Genomic DNA, 15936 nt, shown 5'->3' on the forward strand with positions numbered 1-15936 from the left:
GAGGGAATATTCTTAAAATAGTCCACCAGCAAGCGCGAATAATCACACTAAGAGTGTGTCATTAGCGAATTTATTCCCTGGTAATACAAACACTCAGCAACTTACAAAAAATTAACATTTCATTATCATTGTAAAGACAAATTGCGGTGTTACTACTGGTCAAGCCCCTCATGATATAAATGTATAAGCCGTGGCAAAAACACTGTCTGACTGCTCTTTAGTCATCTATTTATTGATTTTAATCAGCAAGAACAGGCCATTAATTCGGCACATTTTCATCCTTCTTTTTTTGATTATTTGTGCTCAAGGGCAGCAGAGATACAGGGGAAATCATGCTTACGTTAATCGAACTCCTTATTGGGGTCGTCGTCATTGTCGGTGTAGCTCGCTACATCATTAAGGGATACTCGGCAACAGGCGTATTATTTGTCGGTGGTTTAACACTGCTGATTATCAGCGCCATAATGGGTCATCAGGTGTTACCGGCCAGCGCAAGCAGCACGGGTTACACTGCTACCGATATTGTTGAATACATTAAAATATTACTCATGAGCCGCGGCGGCGACCTGGGTATGATGATCATGATGCTGTGCGGGTTTGCGGCCTACATGACCCATATCGGCGCCAACGACATGGTCGTTAAGCTTGCCTCTAAACCCCTGCAATATATTAACTCTCCGTATCTGCTGATGGTCGCAGCCTATTTCCTCGCCTGCCTGATGTCACTGGCCGTTTCGTCGGCAACCGGACTTGGCGTCCTGCTAATGGCCACGCTGTTCCCGGTGATGGTGAATGTCGGTATTAGCCGTGGTGCGGCGGCGGCAATTTGCGCGTCTCCGGCAGCCATTATTCTCTCCCCTACTTCTGGCGACGTCGTGCTGGCGGCAAAGGCAGCGGAAATGTCGCTTATCGACTTTGCCTTTAAAACCACATTGCCAATATCAATTGTTGCTATTGTGGGAATGGGGATTGCGCATTTCTTCTGGCAACGCTATCTCGATAAGAAAGAAAACATCAGCCATGAAATGATGGATGTAAGTGAAATCACCACGACAGCGCCAGCGTTTTACGCCATTCTGCCGTTCACGCCGATTATAGGTGTGCTGATTTTTGACGGTAAATGGGGCCCTCAGCTACATATCATTACCATTCTGGTCATCTGTATGCTGCTGGCCGCAGTGCTGGAATTTGTACGCGGCTTTAATACACAAAAAGTCTTCTCTGGCCTGGAAGTGGCGTATCGCGGTATGGCAGATGCGTTTGCTGGCGTTGTTATGCTGTTGGTTGCCGCGGGTGTCTTTGCCCAGGGGTTGAGCACTATCGGTTTTATTCAGAGCCTGATCTCCATCGCGACCTCATTCGGCTCCGCCAGTATTATCCTGATGCTGGTGCTGGTGGTGCTCACCATGCTGGCGGCCATGACAACGGGTTCCGGTAACGCGCCTTTCTATGCCTTCGTTGAGATGATCCCGAAACTGGCTCACTCTTCCGGGATTAATCCAGCGTATCTTTCCATTCCGATGCTGCAGGCGTCGAACCTGGGTCGTACCATTTCCCCTGTATCCGGCGTCGTCGTCGCCGTTGCCGGGATGGCAAAAATTTCGCCATTCGAAGTGGTAAAACGTACCTCCGTACCGGTTATTGTTGGCCTGATTATCGTGATTATTGCCACGGAGGTGCTGGTTCCCGGTGCCGCTTAAGTTAAATTACGGATATCCAGAAAGCGCCTGCGGGCGCTTTTTGTGCTTTAATAATTTCCAGAAATTAATCATGTTTATTCGATCAGGAAATCACATGTTCAGGAAGGATATCGTAATCCCGTCTGGCGCAATGGCGCTGGCACTTTGTGTCTTCTCCACACAGGCCGATCCGCTCAAGGCAACGCAGTATGGCGATTTCGATCGCTATGTGCTGGCGCTGTCCTGGCAAACCGGGTTTTGTCAGAGTATGGTCGAACGTAACCGCAATGAGCCTGACGAATGCCGACTGCAAAAAGAGCGTGAAAATAAAGCTGATTTTCTGACTGTCCACGGGTTATGGCCTGGTTTGCCGAAATCTATTGCCGCACGTGGCGTGGATGAACGTCGCTGGATGCGCTTCGGCTGCGCCACGCGCCCCATTCCAAATATGCCAGAAGCGAAAGCCAGCCGAAAATGCGCTGCCGCCGAAACCGGACTGTCGCTTTCCGGTGCCGCGAAGCTGAATAGCGTGATGCCCGGCGCAGGTGGTAACTCCTGTCTGGAACGTTACGAATATGCCAAACATGGCGTCTGCTTTGGTTTTGATCCCGATGCCTATTTCGGCACGATGGTGCGAATGAATCAGGAAATAAAAAACAGCGAGGTCGGTAAATTCCTGGCGGATAACTACGGTAAAACCGTTACTCGCAGCGATTTTGACAATGCCGTTGCCAAAAGCTGGAGCAAGGAGAATATCAAAGCGTTCAAGCTGACCTGCAATGGTAATCCGGCTTATCTGACCGAAATGCAGGTTTCGCTGAAGGCTGACACCATTAATAATCCACTTTCTGCGACATCATTTGCACCGCAGCCACATCCTGGTAACTGCGGAACACAATTCGTCATTGATAAGGCGGGTTACTGACCGACTCTGCCGGGCTACCTTGCCCGGCATCCATTCATTTGTGTGATATGAAGACAAACGTCACACTTCCGATCGCACGCATTATTTATCCAGTAATTGCGTGATATGTCTGGTAAACACCCTCGAATCCTCCCCGCCATAATCCCGGTGTCATCTACAGGAGGAAACAGACATGACTAAAAAATTGATCGCCTTGTGCGCATGCCCAATGGGTCTGGCACATACCTTTATGGCCGCTCAGGCCCTGGAAGAAGCCGCCGTGGAAGCGGGTTACGAGGTCAAAATCGAAACCCAGGGAGCCGACGGCATCCAGAATCGTTTAACGGCACAGGATATCGCCGAAGCCGACATCATCATCCACGCCATTGCCATCACCCCGGAAGATAACGAGCGCTTTGAAACGCGCGACGTCTATGAAATCACGCTTCAGGACGCCATTAAAAATGCGTCGGGTACCCTGAAAGAGATCGAAGAGATGCTAGCGGCAGAACAACAATAACCTTCACACGCAGGGGTTTCGTCATGGCAATTAAAAAACGCAGTGCGCTTCGCCCGGAAAATCACGAGGGCGACACGCTCGTCATCAAACCCGCGCCTGTTGCCGCGGGCAATACCTTCTGGAAAGAACTTCCTCAGCATATTATGTCGGGTATTTCCCGCATGGTGCCGACGCTCATCATGGGCGGGGTAATTCTCGCTATTTCACAACTTATCGCCTATGTCTGGCTGGAAATTCCGCCGGATACCGGCATTATGGACGCCCTGAACTCGGGTAAATTCACCGGGTTTAACCTCTCCGTGCTGAAATTCGGTTATTTGACCGAATCCTTCGGCGGCCTGCTGTTCAGCTTCGCCATTCCGATGTTCTCGGCGTTTGTTGCAAACTCCATTGGCGGTAAACTGGCTTTCCCGGCTGGGTTTATTGGCGGGCTGGTCGCCACACAGCCAACGCTGGTACTTAACTTTGATCCGGAAAAACTGACCTGGCTTGCGACTAAACCCGTACCGTCCACCTTTATTGGCGCGCTGATTATCGCCATCGCCGCAGGCTATCTGGTGAAATGGCTGAACACCAAAATCAGCGTACCGCAGTACCTGCTGGCCTTCAAAAGTACCTTTCTGATACCGATCCTCTCTGCCCTGTTTGTGATGCTGGCGATGTACTACGTCATCACTCCGATTGGCGGCTGGTTAAATGCCGGAATGCATGCCCTGCTGCTCGCCGCAGGTCAGGCCGGTTCGATGATGTATGCCATTGGAATGGCGGCCGCAACGGCGATTGACCTCGGTGGCCCGATCAACAAAGCAGCCGGGTTTGTCGGCCTGGGACTGACGACAGACCATGTGCTGCCGATTACGTCACGCGCCGTGGCCATTGTCATCCCACCAATTGGCCTGGGCCTGGCGACGCTTATCGACCACCGCCTGACCGGCAAACGTCTGTTCAGTCCGCAGCTTTATCCGCAGGGTAAAACCGCCATGTTCCTCGCGTTTATGGGGATCAGCGAAGGGGCCATTCCGTTCCTGCTGGAAAACCCGCTCGCTACGCTGCCCGCTTACATGACAGGGGCTATCGCCGGGGCGATGACCGCGACCGCACTCGGTGCCGTTCAGTGGTTCCCGGAATCCGCCATCTGGGCGTGGCCGCTGGTGACGAATCTGAGTGCCTATATCCTCAGCATCCTGGTGGGTGCCGTCATTACTGCCCTGCTGGTGGTGGCTATCCGCAATAACATGCATAAGCGCGGAAAACTCGCCATCGATACGCTGTAACGGAGTTAACAAGATGGATTTACTGACAAGGCTTCGCGACTGGCTGGCAGCAGAAAAACTGGATGGCGTGCTGATTTCTTCGCGTCAGAACAAACAGCCTCACCTGGGCATTTCAACCAGGTCAGGTTACGTGCTGGTGACGCTAACGGGCGCGCATATCCTCACGGATTTCCGCTACTACAACGATATCGCCTCGCGTACGTCGGGTTACCAGATGCATCTGCTCGATGCCGCTAACCCGTTCAGCGTCGCGATAAATCGCCTTATTGCCGATGAAAACCTCGCCGTCATCGGGTTCGAAGGCGATCACGTCAGCTGGCACACGGGCAGCCAGTGGCGAGATGCGCTTCATGCGACGCTTTGCAGTATCTCCCTCGACGATCTGCGGCAAATAAAAAGCGCGGAAGAAATCGCGCATATCCGCGCGGCCTGCCGGATTGCTGACAGTGCCGCGCACCATATCCGGCGTTTTATTCAGCCTGGAATGCGCGAGCGCGACGTTGCCGCGGAGCTGGAGTGGTTTATGAAACAACAGGGGGCGGATAAATCCTCTTTTGACACCATCGTTGCCAGCGGTCCGCGCGGGGCACTGCCGCACGGGAAAGCGTCTGACAAAGTAATAATGGCCGGAGAACTTGTCACCCTCGATTTTGGCGCCCAACACCAGGGATATTGTTCGGATATGACGAGGACGTTCCTTATCGCCGGGCTTAACCAGAGTCCAGAGGATCACCCGCTTTATGCCATCTACCAGACAGTTCTGGATGCTCAGCTCGCCGCAATCCAGGCGATTCGCCCGGGCGTTCCCTGCCATCGGGTTGATAGCGCGGCGCGCTCCGTCATCGAGCGTGCCGGTTACGGCCCACAGTTCGGTCACAATACCGGGCACGCCATCGGTATCGATGTCCATGAAAATCCACGCTTCTCCCCGACCGATACCACACGCCTGCGGCCCGGCATGTTGCTGACCGTCGAACCCGGCATCTATCTCGACGGTCTGGGCGGAGTGCGGATTGAAGATGTGGTACTGGTGACCGAAACGGGCGCAGAGGTGCTCTACACCATGGACAAAACACTGATGCTGACGGGGGAACACTGATGGACAGAGAATTATTGCGCGCGTTGAGCGAAGCCGATGCCATAGCCGCCTCAGAGCAGGAGGTGCGCAACATTCTGATCGCACAAGCGCATCAGTACCATAAAGAGGTGCAGTTTGACGGCCTCGGCTCTGTCCTTATTCGCGTTAATCAGAATAACGGGCCGAAGGTGATGATTTGCGCCCATATGGATGAAGTCGGTTTTATGGTACGCAGCATATCCCGGGAAGGGGCTATCGATGTCCTGCCCATTGGCAATGTACGCATGATGGCACGCACACTTCAGCCGGTACGTATCACCACGCGAGCTGGCGTCAAAATACATGGTCTGCTGGATGGGGATGTGAAAGGCAATACGGTCGAAAACCTGCGCGTCGATATTGGCGCAACCTCAGCGGAAGAGGTATTTGCCAGTGGCATTGATGCAGGCGACTCAGTCACCTTTGATACACCTTTTCACCGCCTTCCTCACAACCGGGTGATGGGCAAAGCCTTCGATGATCGTCTGGGCTGTTACCTGTTAATCACCCTTTTGCGCGAACTGCACCAGGCTCCGCTCGACTGCGAGCTCTGGCTGGTGGCAAGTTCCAGTGAAGAAGTGGGCTTGCGCGGCGGGCAGACCGCCAGCCAGGTTGTTCATCCTGATATCGCGCTGGTGCTCGATACCGCCTGCTGGTCAAAAAACTTCGATTTTGGCAACGCAAACCACCGCCAGATTGGCGCTGGGCCCATGCTGGTGCTGTATGACAAGACGCTTATTGCACCGCCAAAGCTAACGGCGCTCATTGAAAAGGTGGCGCGTCCATTAGGGATCCCGCTGCAAAAAGATATGTTCAGCAACGGCGGTACCGACGGCGGTGCGGTTCACCTCTCAGGCACAGGCGTGCCGACCGTGGTGCTGGGCCCCCCGACCCGACACGGACATTGCGCGGCATCCATTGCCGATGAAACAGACATTGACCACACCCATCAACTGCTTGTCGCGCTGACGGCAAGCATGAACCGTGAGACCGTGGCTCATCTGACGGATTTCAGATGCTGATCTCACGCAGTCAGGAGGAAGTATGCTTTCGATTGAGTTTTTCTGCCCGCTCCCCAATGGCCTGCACGCCCGCCCGGCCTGGGCGTTAAAAGAGCAGTGCAACGCGTGGCGCAGCGATATTCGCTTTATCAATAAGCGGCTCAACACCCACGCCGATGGCAAAAGTTCGCTGGCACTTATCAGTACAGGCACGTTGTTTAACGACAGCTGCGTGCTGGAAATCAGCGGCAGCGACGAAGAGCAGGCCAGACGCGCGCTTGAGCTGTACGTGAATTCGGCCTTTATCGACAGCGACAGTATCCCCTCTGGCGATGCGCCGCACGTTGCGCATCCCCTGCCCCGCTCGCTCGCGCGGCTTAATCCGCAACTTCACCATGCCGTCACGCTGGCCAGCGGCATTGGCGCCGGTACATTGCGGGGCTGGCAGAGCGATAACCTGCAACGTTATCGGCAGAATCCGGCGTCCCCGGAAGATATTACTCGCCTGGAACACAGCCTTGCGACGCTTGCAGAACAACTCAACCAGCGCCTGCGCGGGCTGGGCGGCGAAAGTAAAACGATAATCAGCGCCCATCTGTCTCTGATTCAGGATGACGAGTTCGGCGGCAACATCCGCCGTCTGATGAATGAAGACCGTCTGAGCCTTGCTGAAGCGATCATTCGCAACATGGAGCAGATCTGCAATAAGCTTTCGCTCTCGGCAAGCGACTACCTTCGCGAGCGCGTCAGTGATATCCGCGACATTACTGAACAGCTGCTGAGCATCACCTGGCCTGAGCTTCAGCCTGCATCGACCTTTGTCATGAGCGAGCCGACCATCCTGGTGGCGGAAGATTTAACCCCAAGCCAGTTTTTAAGTCTCGATACCCGGTATTTGAAAGGGATGGTACTGGAGAAAACGGGCCGGACCTCGCACACCTTAATTCTCGCCCGCGCCGCCTCGATTCCTGTGCTGAGCGGCATGACGGTGGCCTCGCTGGAACCCTTTACAGGAAAACCGGTGATTCTGGATGGCGTCTGTAGCGTACTGGTCATGGAGCCCAACGAGGCCGTGACTCACTACTATAGCGTGGCGCAACGCCTCGCTGATATTCGCCACCAGCAGCAAATAAAAGACGCCGGGCTGCCAGCCCTTACCCGGGATAACGTTCCGGTAGATATCGCCGCGAATATCGGCAGCGCACTGGAAGCGCCCGGCGCATTCGCCTGTGGAGCGCAGGGGGTTGGCCTGTTTCGGACTGAAATGCTCTACATGGATCGCGATACGGCCCCGGACGAGCAGGAACAATTTGAAGCCTACCAGCAGGTGTTGCTCTCAGCGGTTGGTAAACCGGTTATCTTCCGCACGATGGATATTGGCGGCGATAAGCAGATCCCGTACCTCAATATCCCGCAGGAAGATAATCCATTCCTCGGCTATCGTGCAGTGCGCATATACCCGGAATTTGCTCATCTTTTTCGCACTCAGCTTCGCGCAATTTTACGCGCGGGTGCCAGCGGCAATGCGCTGTTAATGATCCCGATGGTGCATAGCCTTGATCAAATTTTATGGGTCAAACAGGTGTTGCAAAACGTCCGTGAAGAGCTGACATCGCAAGGGTTGCGGCATACCTCACATCTGCCGTTGGGGATTATGGTCGAAGTGCCTTCCGTCTGTTTTATCATCGACCACTTCTGCGATGAGGTCGATTTTTTCAGCATTGGTTCAAACGATATGACCCAGTATCTTTACGCGGTTGATCGCAACAACCCGCGCGTATCCCCGCTCTATAACCCGATCACCCCATCGTTTTTACGCATGGTGCGCCAGATTGTTAGCGCCGCGCATCGCCACGGAAAATGGGTCGGGATATGCGGCGAACTCGGTGGCGAACGTCGTTATCTTCCTCTGCTTCTGGGTCTGGGCATTGATGAGTTCAGCATGAGCGGGCCTCGTATTCCGGCGGTGAAAGCCCAACTTCGCGTGCTTGAAAGCGATGCCTGCCGGGAACTCGCAGAGCAAGCCTGTGAATGCCGTAGCTCGGAGGAAATAGAGACGCTGCTGGGTGATTTCACCCCAGAAGAACCGCCACGCCCGCTACTGGCCCTGGAAACCATCGTATTCAACGAACCGCTCACCTCAAAAGAGCAGGTGCTCCAGTTCCTGTGCGGTAATCTGGCTATTCAGGGGCGCACGGAGAACCCGCTGGAGCTGGAAGAAGATCTCTGGCAGCGCGAAGAGATTGTTACGACTGCTGTCGGGTTTGGCGTGGCCATTCCGCACACCAAATCGCAGTGGATCCGCCACTCTAGTATTAGCATCGCTCGCCTGGAAAAGCCGATTGACTGGGAGTCGGATATGGGTGAGGTCGAGCTGGTTATCATGCTAACGCTCGGCACCCAGGAAGGGATTAACCACGTCAAAGTCTTCTCTCAGCTGGCACGTAAGCTGGTCAATAAGGCGTTTCGTGAGGCGCTGTTCGCGGCGGATTCTCCGCATAGCCTCCTGGCATTGCTGAACGCCGAAATCAGCGTTTGATCGCTACTGAAAACGCGCGCGGTACTCCCCCGGCGTCAGCCCAAACTGACGTCGGAACAGCCGGGAAAAATAGTCGCTGTCGGGATAACCGCAGCGCTTCGCCACTTCACTGACCGGCAGATGGTATTTTTGCAGGATCGTTCGGGCTTTTCCCATCCTTACCCAGCGAACATAATCCACAAAACTCATGGTGCCCTGCTGTGAGAACAGGCGTGAAAGATGATTGGGGGAAATATTAAACAATGCGGCGACGCTCTCACGCGAAATCGCTTCCGCATAATTTTCCTGCAACCAGTTGCAGATGCTTTGATAAAGGAAATCGCCACGGGAGAGACCTTTTTCCTGGCGAAGAGAGACGACCTTACGACACCAGTGAAGCAGACTAAGCACCAGCGGCTGAATGATTTCCTGATCCTGAGGTGATGCGCTCAGATGCGTGAGCGCCATCAGCATCGCCGCGCACTCACCTCTTTCCAGGTGAGGAAGTTCGACTTTCCGCTGCGGCTGCCCACTCCGGTGAGCCTGAAATGCCAGTCCAAGCCAGGAAGATGCAAAAACAATGCTCAACAGCATCACCGGCTTTTCAAACACCGGCATCGTTGCCGCCTGAGCAGGAATAAAGAGCATCTCTCCCTGACGGATCGCCTTTTGTTCGGGGAGCAATGGGTTGCCATAAACACCGCGCAGCACCACATCAAGCCGCGGCCATTCAGAGCGGAAACACCCAGCGGGAACTGAAGCGGGCGAGTTCGCAAACCAGACCCGCCCCAGTTGCTGTGGGTTCAGCACCAGCCCGCTAAGCAGGTCGGCGAAAAACTGCTGATCGGCGGGAAGCGGGCTATCTGGCATCTTATCCCCTGCGCGCATCAGGACGCACCAGGTCAAAGCGGTGGCTGTCACTGATGGAATAGTAAGCCGTCGGCCCACCCGCACGCAGGATGGGCTGCGCTTTCGCCGTCTGGTATATCCCCTCTTCCAGCAGCGTTTCGGCAATGTGAATACCGACCACCTCTCCCAATACCAGCCAGGTGTCTACCGGCGTACCATCGGCCCCGGTCAACTGAATGCACTGCGACAGGCGACACTCAAAGTTCACCGGGCTTTCTGCCACACGTGGCGCGCGCACCAACTGGCCGGTCGCAGGCGTCAACCCGGCAAAGGTAAATTCATCTTCCCCGTGAGGAAGTGTGGCGGAGGTTTCATTCATTGCTTCGGCTAAATCGCGCGTCGCCAGGTTCCAGACGAACTCTTTTGTTTCGGTAATATTACGCACGCTGTCCTTCCAGCCATTGCTGGAAAAACCGATGATCGGCGGGCGATAGTTAAAGCAGTTAAAGAAGCTATACGGTGCGAGGTTCAGTTGACCTGCATGGTCGCAGGATGAGATCCAGCCAATCGGACGTGGGCCAATAATGGCGTTCAGCGGGTCATGCGGCAGGCCGTGTCCCTGAGACGGTTGGTAGAAGTACATAGTTTTCTCTCCCTGGAGGGCAACGCCCGGATTCAGAACTCTCAGCGTAACGTATTCTGCCAGGAATGAAGACTGAATAAATTTCAGCGAAAATTCATATGGACCATGAATGTGACTTTCATCACTTCAAACTTGCACGCTCAGCCAGTATTATCGGGAGAGTTAAACCCTCGCTGCCAGACGGCGAGGGTTTTCTTTTGGATTGGTTTCTGCGTTACACGCAGTATTAACGACATGGAGTAAAAAATGTCCAGACCTACAATTATCATCAATGAACTCGACGCAGAACGTATCGACAGACTGCTGGAAAAAGCAGAATTCGCCTCACTTCCGGTGGCTGACGCCCTGAACGAGGAGCTCGACCGGGCGCAAATGTGCACGCCAGAGTCGATGCCGCATGACGTCGTCACCATGAACAGCCAGGTAAAATTCCGCAATCTGACTACCGGTGAAGAGTTGACCCGCACGCTGGTTTACCCGGCGCAGATGACAGACAGCAGCACACAGCTTTCCGTTCTGGCACCGGTGGGGGCCGCACTGTTGGGGCTGCGCACAGGGGATACCATCCACTGGGAGTTACCGGGAGGTACCTCTACCCACCTGGAAGTGCTGGCACTGATCTACCAGCCAGAAGCCGCAGGCGATTACCTGCGTTAACCCCTTCTGAACAAGCGCCCACGCTTTGCACAGAGGATGCAGCCGCATCCTCTTTCCGCAAATTCACCCGAAATGCTTATATCGCGCGAAAAGGCCTTAATCCACGCTTAATCTGTTTTGGTGCCGTGGGGACGGTCATGAGTGAGATACTGGCTATCACACTTATTTTTCTGATTTTTGTGGCGATCATCGTCACGGCAGTGCTCTATCTTGAGCGCTACTGGTAACGCGTTTTTCTCCTGCTTCTCAAACGTAAAATATTCCATGGCTTGAAAAAGTGCCAGACAGCTATCAGAAACCTGAATCATTTTATGCTTGAATGTTTTTAGCGTTTATAAACAAGGAGAAACGGGTATGTATCAGAGAATCATTATGCCGGTTGATGTTTTTGAGATGGAGTTGAGCGACAAAGCGGTACGCCATGCGGAGTTTCTGGCGCAGAAGGACGGTGTTATCCATCTTTTGCACGTATTGCCCGGTTCCGCCAGCCTGAGCCTGCACCGCTTTGCTGCTGATGTGCGTCGCTTCGAAGAACATCTGCAGCACGAAGCTGAAAATCGCCTGCAAACCATGGCCAGCCATTTCAGTATCGATCCTTCACGCATCAAAACCCATGTCAGGTTCGGCAGCGTGCGCGATGCCGTTAACGAACTGGCAAGCGAACTGAAAGCAGACGTGGTGGTCATTGGTTCGCGCAACCCTTCTATCACCACACATCTGCTGGGTTCAAACGCCTCCAGCGTGATCCGTCACACGCATATTCCGGTGATGGTGGTGAGATAAAAAAAGAGGCCACCTTTGGGTGGCCTCTTGATTTTGCAGGTGTAGTCTTACTTTCTTTTGTTATGCGGTTTTGGTGCGGATCAGATAGTCAAACGCGCTCAGCGACGCCTTAGCCCCTTCTCCAGTGGCGATGATGATCTGTTTGTACGGCACAGTCGTACAGTCACCCGCCGCAAACACGCCTTTTACGCTGGTTTCACACTTCGCATCAATGATGATTTCACCCATGCGGTTGCGCTCAATTGCACCTTCCAGCCAGGTGGTGTTCGGCAGCAGACCAATCTGTACGAAGATCCCGGAAAGCTGAACGTTATGCACATCGCCACTCACGCGGTCACGGTATTCCAGTCCGGTTACTTTGCTGCCGTCACCCTTCACTTCTGTGGTCTGCGCATTCAGTACGATGTCGACGTTTTTCAGGCTGCGCACTTTGTCCTGCAGCACCTGATCCGCTTTCATTTCTGGCGCGAACTCAAGCAAAGTCACATGTTCAACAATACCGGCCAGGTCAATAGCCGCTTCCACACCCGAGTTCCCGCCGCCGATCACCGCCACGCGTTTACCTTTGAACAGTGGGCCGTCGCAGTGAGGACAATAGGTCACGCCTTTGGTGCGATACTGATCTTCTCCCGGGACGTTCATATTGCGCCATTTTGCACCGGTGGCAATGATGATGCTGCGTGCCTTCAATACCGCGCCGGAGGCCGTTTCAATCTGGTGTAAACCGCCTTCTATTGCAGACGGCACCAGTTTGCTGGCGCTCTGGCTGTCGATAACGTCAACCTCATAATCGCTAACGTGCGCCTTCAGAGCACCGGCCAGCTTCTGGCCTTCAGTTTTCGGTACGGAGATGTAGTTTTCGATGTCCACAGTATCCAGTACCTGGCCGCCAAAGCGCTCGCCCATCAGACCGGTACGAATCCCTTTACGGGCAGAGTAAACCGCCGCTGCCGCGCCCGCCGGACCGGAACCGACGATCAGCACGTCGTAAGCATCGCGTTTGTTCAGCTCTTCCGCCGCACGTTTTTCAGCGCCAGTGTCCACTTTGGCAACGATTTCGGTGAGCGTCATGCGGCCCTGGCCAAATTCTTTACCGTTCATGTATACAGCCGGAACCCCCATCACGTTGCGATCGGTGATTTCGTTCTGGAACGTACCACCGTCAATCGCCGTGTGTTTGATGCGCGGGTTCAGAACCGACATCAGGTTCAGCGCCTGCACCACATCAGGGCAGTTGTGGCAGGAGAGTGAATAATAGGTTTCAAACTCAAAATCACCGTCGATATCACGGATCTGTTCCAGCAGCGCCTGCGCTTCTTTTGACGGATGACCGCCAGTCCACAGCAGTGCCAGCACCAGCGACGTAAATTCATGCCCCAGCGGAGAACCGGCAAAGCGCGGCCCCTGGTCAGAACCCGGGTTGGTAATCAGGAAAGACGGCTTGCGGACGGCACGCGCATTATCTTCTTTGAAGGTCACTTTCGGTGACAGTTCAGCGATCTCTGTCAGCAGTTCCTTGATCTCTGCCGATTTCGCGCTGTCATCCAGCGTGGCAATCAGCTCAACAGGTTTGGTCAGTTTCTCAAGATAGGCCTTGAGCTGGGTTTTCATATTAGTGTCGAGCATTGTTCTTCCCTCTCTTAAAACGTCATCATGCAAGCTGCCTTATACAGGCGGCCTGAACGCAACTTGCATCATGGTGCTGGAATGAAATGGGCGCGGATGCGCCCATTGGGTGGACAAGACTTAGATTTTACCGACCAGGTCCAGGGATGGAGCCAGAGTCGCTTCGCCTTCTTTCCATTTTGCCGGGCACACTTCGCCTGGGTGAGACGCTACGTACTGAGCAGCTTTCACTTTACGCAGCAGGTCAGAAGCATCACGGCCGATACCTTCAGCGGTAACTTCGATAGCCTGAATAATGCCCTGTGGGTCAACGACAAAGGTCGCACGATCAGCCAGGCCTTCATCTTCACGCATGTTGTCGAAGTTACGGGTCAGGGCGCCAGTCGGGTCGCCGATCATCGCGTATTTGATTTTCGCGATGGTTTCAGAGCTGCTGTGCCATGCTTTATGAGTGAAGTGAGTGTCGGTGGACACAGAGTAAACGTCTACGCCCAGCTTCTGCAGTTCGTCGTAATGGTCTGCAACGTCACCCAGTTCGGTCGGGCAAACAAAAGTAAAGTCAGCCGGATAGAAGAAGAACACGCTCCAGCGACCTTCGGTATCTTTCTCAGTGACTTCAATGAATTCACCGTTTTTGAACGCCTGGTTTTTGAAAGGTTTAATTTTGGTATTAATCAAAGACATCTGTACTTCCTCCGTGTTTTCGTTGAGAAGTAAGGTAACCAACTTTGCTCATCGGGGCTAATGCGTTTGCGTTATCAAATCAATCAGCGATACCTAACAACACCAACAAGACAATAAGGTGAACCTTTTAAAGGAAACGCCAAAAGTAAAAAGGCCGCCTCAACGGGCGGCCCTGATACCTGAATTCCCCGCGGGTACATTCAGTGCCAGCCGAAACTGGCGTTGCGTTGCGCTCTACAACCCTTTATATCAAGGCAGTAACAGCGGTTTGATTACACCACCCGTGCAGGTATTGGGCAATCCATAAGAGCGACATTCCTGTCTATGGCTGCAATAGGTTACGCCTAACATCATTCCGGCGCGTCATACATTTATTTTCGTGATAAAAATATCGTCATTTATAAATGACAGTTGTTATTTAAAACGACCGCCTGAACTTCCAAGATAAAATTACCTTAATCACCTTTGAAGCACTATTTCAATAATCTGATACCGTGATATATTAAGATGCGTTTAAATTAATATTAAGAGTGTTAGCCACAAGGATTGTAAATGGTTAACTTCAAACTATAGTTATCAGTGATGTGATAACCGTAGCAAACACAGCATTCTCAGGACGAAACATGGCAAACCTCTACGACCTTAAAAAATTCGATCTTAATCTGTTAGTCATTTTCGAGTGCATTTACCAACATCTTAGTATCAGTAAAGCCGCCGAGACGCTGTATATCACCCCCTCTGCCGTGAGTCAGTCACTGCAACGCCTGCGAGGACAACTCAACGATCCTCTGTTTATCCGTTCCGGTAAAGGGATCACGCCCACGACCGTCGGCGTCAATTTGCATCATCATCTGGAACAGAACCTGAACCAGCTTGAGCAGACCATCAATATCATGCACAGCAGCGGGTTGAAGAAGAACTTTGTCGTTTACTGCCCGCAGTTTATGAGCACCAAAACCATGCTTGAGCCAATGAAACTGCTCATGAACAAGTACAACTATTCTGTTGAATTACATGATGTTTTTCTTGCGCCTGATTCCGCAGAAGATCTCCTCGCTTACCGAAGAGCCGACCTGATATTTTCTTTTGCCTCCTCCAGCAGTCGCTCTATTGCCTCCAGCCTTTTCCATAAGCTGCCTTTTGTGCTCGTTTGTCGGGAGGATCATCCCCGCTTGAGCGGAAATCCCACGCGTGAAGAGATTCTGAATGAAAATTTCACCGCCTACCTGAGCGATGAGAGCAGCGTCAAAGACTACCAGGAAAAGGCCGAAAACATTTTAACCGAAAGAAATGTTGTCTACCGCAGCGACTCTTTTATATCGCTTCTGTCGATGATCAGTTCATCCGACCTCATAGGGTTAGCGCCCACACCGGCCTTCGAACAATATGGTTCCGCACTGAAATTACGTAAAATCGAAACTGACATCCAATTCCCAGGCGTTGATATTTACATGATGTATAATCGCTCTGCGTTAAACAGCTCAGCATTCGCAAGTTTCATTGAGGAAATAACCTTACCATGAGTTTTTTCGTGGCCCCGGCACAAAATTCGGAGCCACAAGCTTTCAAAAACATACACCGTCGTTATATAAATAAACGCATTATTTTTTACATTCATTTATTTTTTTGACTGATACAATCCTTTCTCCAGTCTTGATACTAACGTCTGGTAATTATTACT

15 protein-coding genes are annotated in these 15936 nt (G+C 52.9%); 11 read left to right on the forward strand and 4 right to left on the reverse strand.

Annotation, left to right across the window (positions count from 1 at the left end):
- Positions 1 to 332 precede the first annotated feature (332 nt).
- From dcuC to ptsP, 7 genes are all read left to right on the forward strand, one after another.
- Positions 333 to 1700 carry an anaerobic C4-dicarboxylate transporter DcuC gene (gene dcuC / locus AC0XWG_RS00935; protein ID WP_049008070.1) on the forward strand — a complete coding sequence of 456 codons (1368 nt, stop codon included), beginning with the start codon at positions 333 to 335 and terminating at the stop codon, positions 1698 to 1700.
- Between the two features lie 94 nt (positions 1701 to 1794).
- Positions 1795 to 2604: a ribonuclease I gene (rna, locus tag AC0XWG_RS00940; RefSeq protein WP_032667027.1), complete on the forward strand. Its 810-nt coding sequence runs from the start codon at positions 1795 to 1797 to the stop codon at positions 2602 to 2604.
- A gap of 172 nt (positions 2605 to 2776) precedes the next feature.
- Positions 2777 to 3103 (forward strand): PTS fructose transporter subunit IIB, encoded by a 327-nt coding sequence (locus tag AC0XWG_RS00945; RefSeq protein ID WP_049008068.1) that lies wholly within the window; start codon positions 2777 to 2779, stop codon positions 3101 to 3103.
- A gap of 23 nt (positions 3104 to 3126) precedes the next feature.
- Positions 3127 to 4377 carry a PTS fructose transporter subunit IIC gene (locus AC0XWG_RS00950; protein WP_475680282.1) on the forward strand — a complete coding sequence of 417 codons (1251 nt, stop codon included), beginning with the start codon at positions 3127 to 3129 and terminating at the stop codon, positions 4375 to 4377.
- Between the two features lie 13 nt (positions 4378 to 4390).
- Entirely contained in the window at positions 4391 to 5476 is a 1086-nt protein-coding gene (gene ypdF / locus AC0XWG_RS00955) for an aminopeptidase (protein ID WP_128347800.1), read from the forward strand.
- Entirely contained in the window at positions 5476 to 6516 is a 1041-nt protein-coding gene (gene ypdE, locus AC0XWG_RS00960; RefSeq protein WP_128347799.1) for an aminopeptidase, read from the forward strand. The genes ypdF and ypdE overlap by 1 nt, the downstream gene beginning before the upstream one ends.
- Positions 6517 to 6538: 22 nt before the next feature.
- Entirely contained in the window at positions 6539 to 9034 is a 2496-nt protein-coding gene (gene ptsP / locus AC0XWG_RS00965) for a phosphoenolpyruvate--protein phosphotransferase (RefSeq protein ID WP_128347798.1), read from the forward strand.
- 3 nt (positions 9035 to 9037) lie between these two features.
- Here the strand turns inward: ptsP and AC0XWG_RS00970 are convergent, their stop codons facing one another.
- Positions 9038 to 9883, reverse strand: a complete 846-nt coding sequence (locus AC0XWG_RS00970; protein ID WP_241659974.1) for a helix-turn-helix transcriptional regulator — start codon at positions 9881 to 9883, stop codon at positions 9038 to 9040.
- A 1-nt stretch (position 9884) separates the two neighbouring features.
- Positions 9885 to 10505, reverse strand: coding sequence for a flavin reductase family protein (locus AC0XWG_RS00975; RefSeq protein WP_049008058.1), 621 nt, complete (start codon positions 10503 to 10505; stop codon positions 9885 to 9887).
- Between the two features lie 246 nt (positions 10506 to 10751).
- Here AC0XWG_RS00975 and rnk point away from each other — a divergent pair, with 246 nt between their 5' ends.
- The 3 genes from rnk (at position 10752) to uspG (ending at position 11945) form a co-directional block, all read left to right on the forward strand.
- Complete coding sequence (rnk, locus tag AC0XWG_RS00980; RefSeq protein WP_028019487.1) at positions 10752 to 11162, forward strand: nucleoside diphosphate kinase regulator; 411 nt, start codon at positions 10752 to 10754, stop codon at positions 11160 to 11162.
- Positions 11163 to 11299: 137 nt separating this feature from the next.
- Positions 11300 to 11389, forward strand: a complete 90-nt coding sequence (gene yldA / locus AC0XWG_RS00985) for a small membrane protein YldA (protein ID WP_272910382.1) — start codon at positions 11300 to 11302, stop codon at positions 11387 to 11389.
- Positions 11390 to 11516: 127 nt separating this feature from the next.
- On the forward strand, positions 11517 to 11945 hold the full coding sequence (gene uspG / locus AC0XWG_RS00990; protein ID WP_028019488.1) for a universal stress protein UspG: 429 nt from the start codon (positions 11517 to 11519) through the stop codon (positions 11943 to 11945).
- A 60-nt stretch (positions 11946 to 12005) separates the two neighbouring features.
- Here uspG and ahpF read toward each other — a convergent pair whose 3' ends face one another.
- Together ahpF and ahpC are read right to left on the reverse strand one after the other, a co-directional pair.
- Entirely contained in the window at positions 12006 to 13571 is a 1566-nt protein-coding gene (gene ahpF, locus AC0XWG_RS00995) for an alkyl hydroperoxide reductase subunit F (protein ID WP_108090605.1), read from the reverse strand.
- A gap of 120 nt (positions 13572 to 13691) precedes the next feature.
- On the reverse strand, positions 13692 to 14255 hold the full coding sequence (ahpC, locus tag AC0XWG_RS01000) for an alkyl hydroperoxide reductase subunit C (RefSeq protein ID WP_008501015.1): 564 nt from the start codon (positions 14253 to 14255) through the stop codon (positions 13692 to 13694).
- A gap of 623 nt (positions 14256 to 14878) precedes the next feature.
- On the opposite strand from ahpC, the gene citR reads away from it, so the two are divergent.
- A complete protein-coding gene (gene citR, locus AC0XWG_RS01005) occupies positions 14879 to 15778 on the forward strand; it encodes a DNA-binding transcriptional repressor CitR (protein WP_134707302.1) in 900 nt (299 codons plus the stop codon).
- The last annotated feature ends 158 nt before the right edge of the window (positions 15779 to 15936 follow it).

The sequence above is a fragment of the Enterobacter sp. DVT3837 genome, from assembly GCF_056238685.1.

Excerpts from the sequence above, each read along its gene's own strand:
- dcuC (WP_049008070.1), top strand. The coding sequence starts at position 333 with ATGCTTACGTTAATCGAACTCCTTATTGGGGTCGTCGTCATTGTCGGT.
- rna (WP_032667027.1), top strand. The coding sequence starts at position 1,795 with ATGTTCAGGAAGGATATCGTAATCCCGTCTGGCGCAATGGCGCTGGCA.
- AC0XWG_RS00945 (WP_049008068.1), top strand. The coding sequence starts at position 2,777 with ATGACTAAAAAATTGATCGCCTTGTGCGCATGCCCAATGGGTCTGGCA.
- AC0XWG_RS00950 (WP_475680282.1), top strand. The coding sequence starts at position 3,127 with ATGGCAATTAAAAAACGCAGTGCGCTTCGCCCGGAAAATCACGAGGGC.
- ypdF (WP_128347800.1), top strand. The coding sequence starts at position 4,391 with ATGGATTTACTGACAAGGCTTCGCGACTGGCTGGCAGCAGAAAAACTG.
- ypdE (WP_128347799.1), top strand. The coding sequence starts at position 5,476 with ATGGACAGAGAATTATTGCGCGCGTTGAGCGAAGCCGATGCCATAGCC.
- ptsP (WP_128347798.1), top strand. The coding sequence starts at position 6,539 with ATGCTTTCGATTGAGTTTTTCTGCCCGCTCCCCAATGGCCTGCACGCC.
- AC0XWG_RS00970 (WP_241659974.1), bottom strand. The coding sequence starts at position 9,883 with ATGCCAGATAGCCCGCTTCCCGCCGATCAGCAGTTTTTCGCCGACCTG.
- AC0XWG_RS00975 (WP_049008058.1), bottom strand. The coding sequence starts at position 10,505 with ATGTACTTCTACCAACCGTCTCAGGGACACGGCCTGCCGCATGACCCG.
- rnk (WP_028019487.1), top strand. The coding sequence starts at position 10,752 with ATGTCCAGACCTACAATTATCATCAATGAACTCGACGCAGAACGTATC.
- yldA (WP_272910382.1), top strand. The coding sequence starts at position 11,300 with ATGAGTGAGATACTGGCTATCACACTTATTTTTCTGATTTTTGTGGCG.
- uspG (WP_028019488.1), top strand. The coding sequence starts at position 11,517 with ATGTATCAGAGAATCATTATGCCGGTTGATGTTTTTGAGATGGAGTTG.
- ahpF (WP_108090605.1), bottom strand. The coding sequence starts at position 13,571 with ATGCTCGACACTAATATGAAAACCCAGCTCAAGGCCTATCTTGAGAAA.
- ahpC (WP_008501015.1), bottom strand. The coding sequence starts at position 14,255 with ATGTCTTTGATTAATACCAAAATTAAACCTTTCAAAAACCAGGCGTTC.
- citR (WP_134707302.1), top strand. The coding sequence starts at position 14,879 with ATGGCAAACCTCTACGACCTTAAAAAATTCGATCTTAATCTGTTAGTC.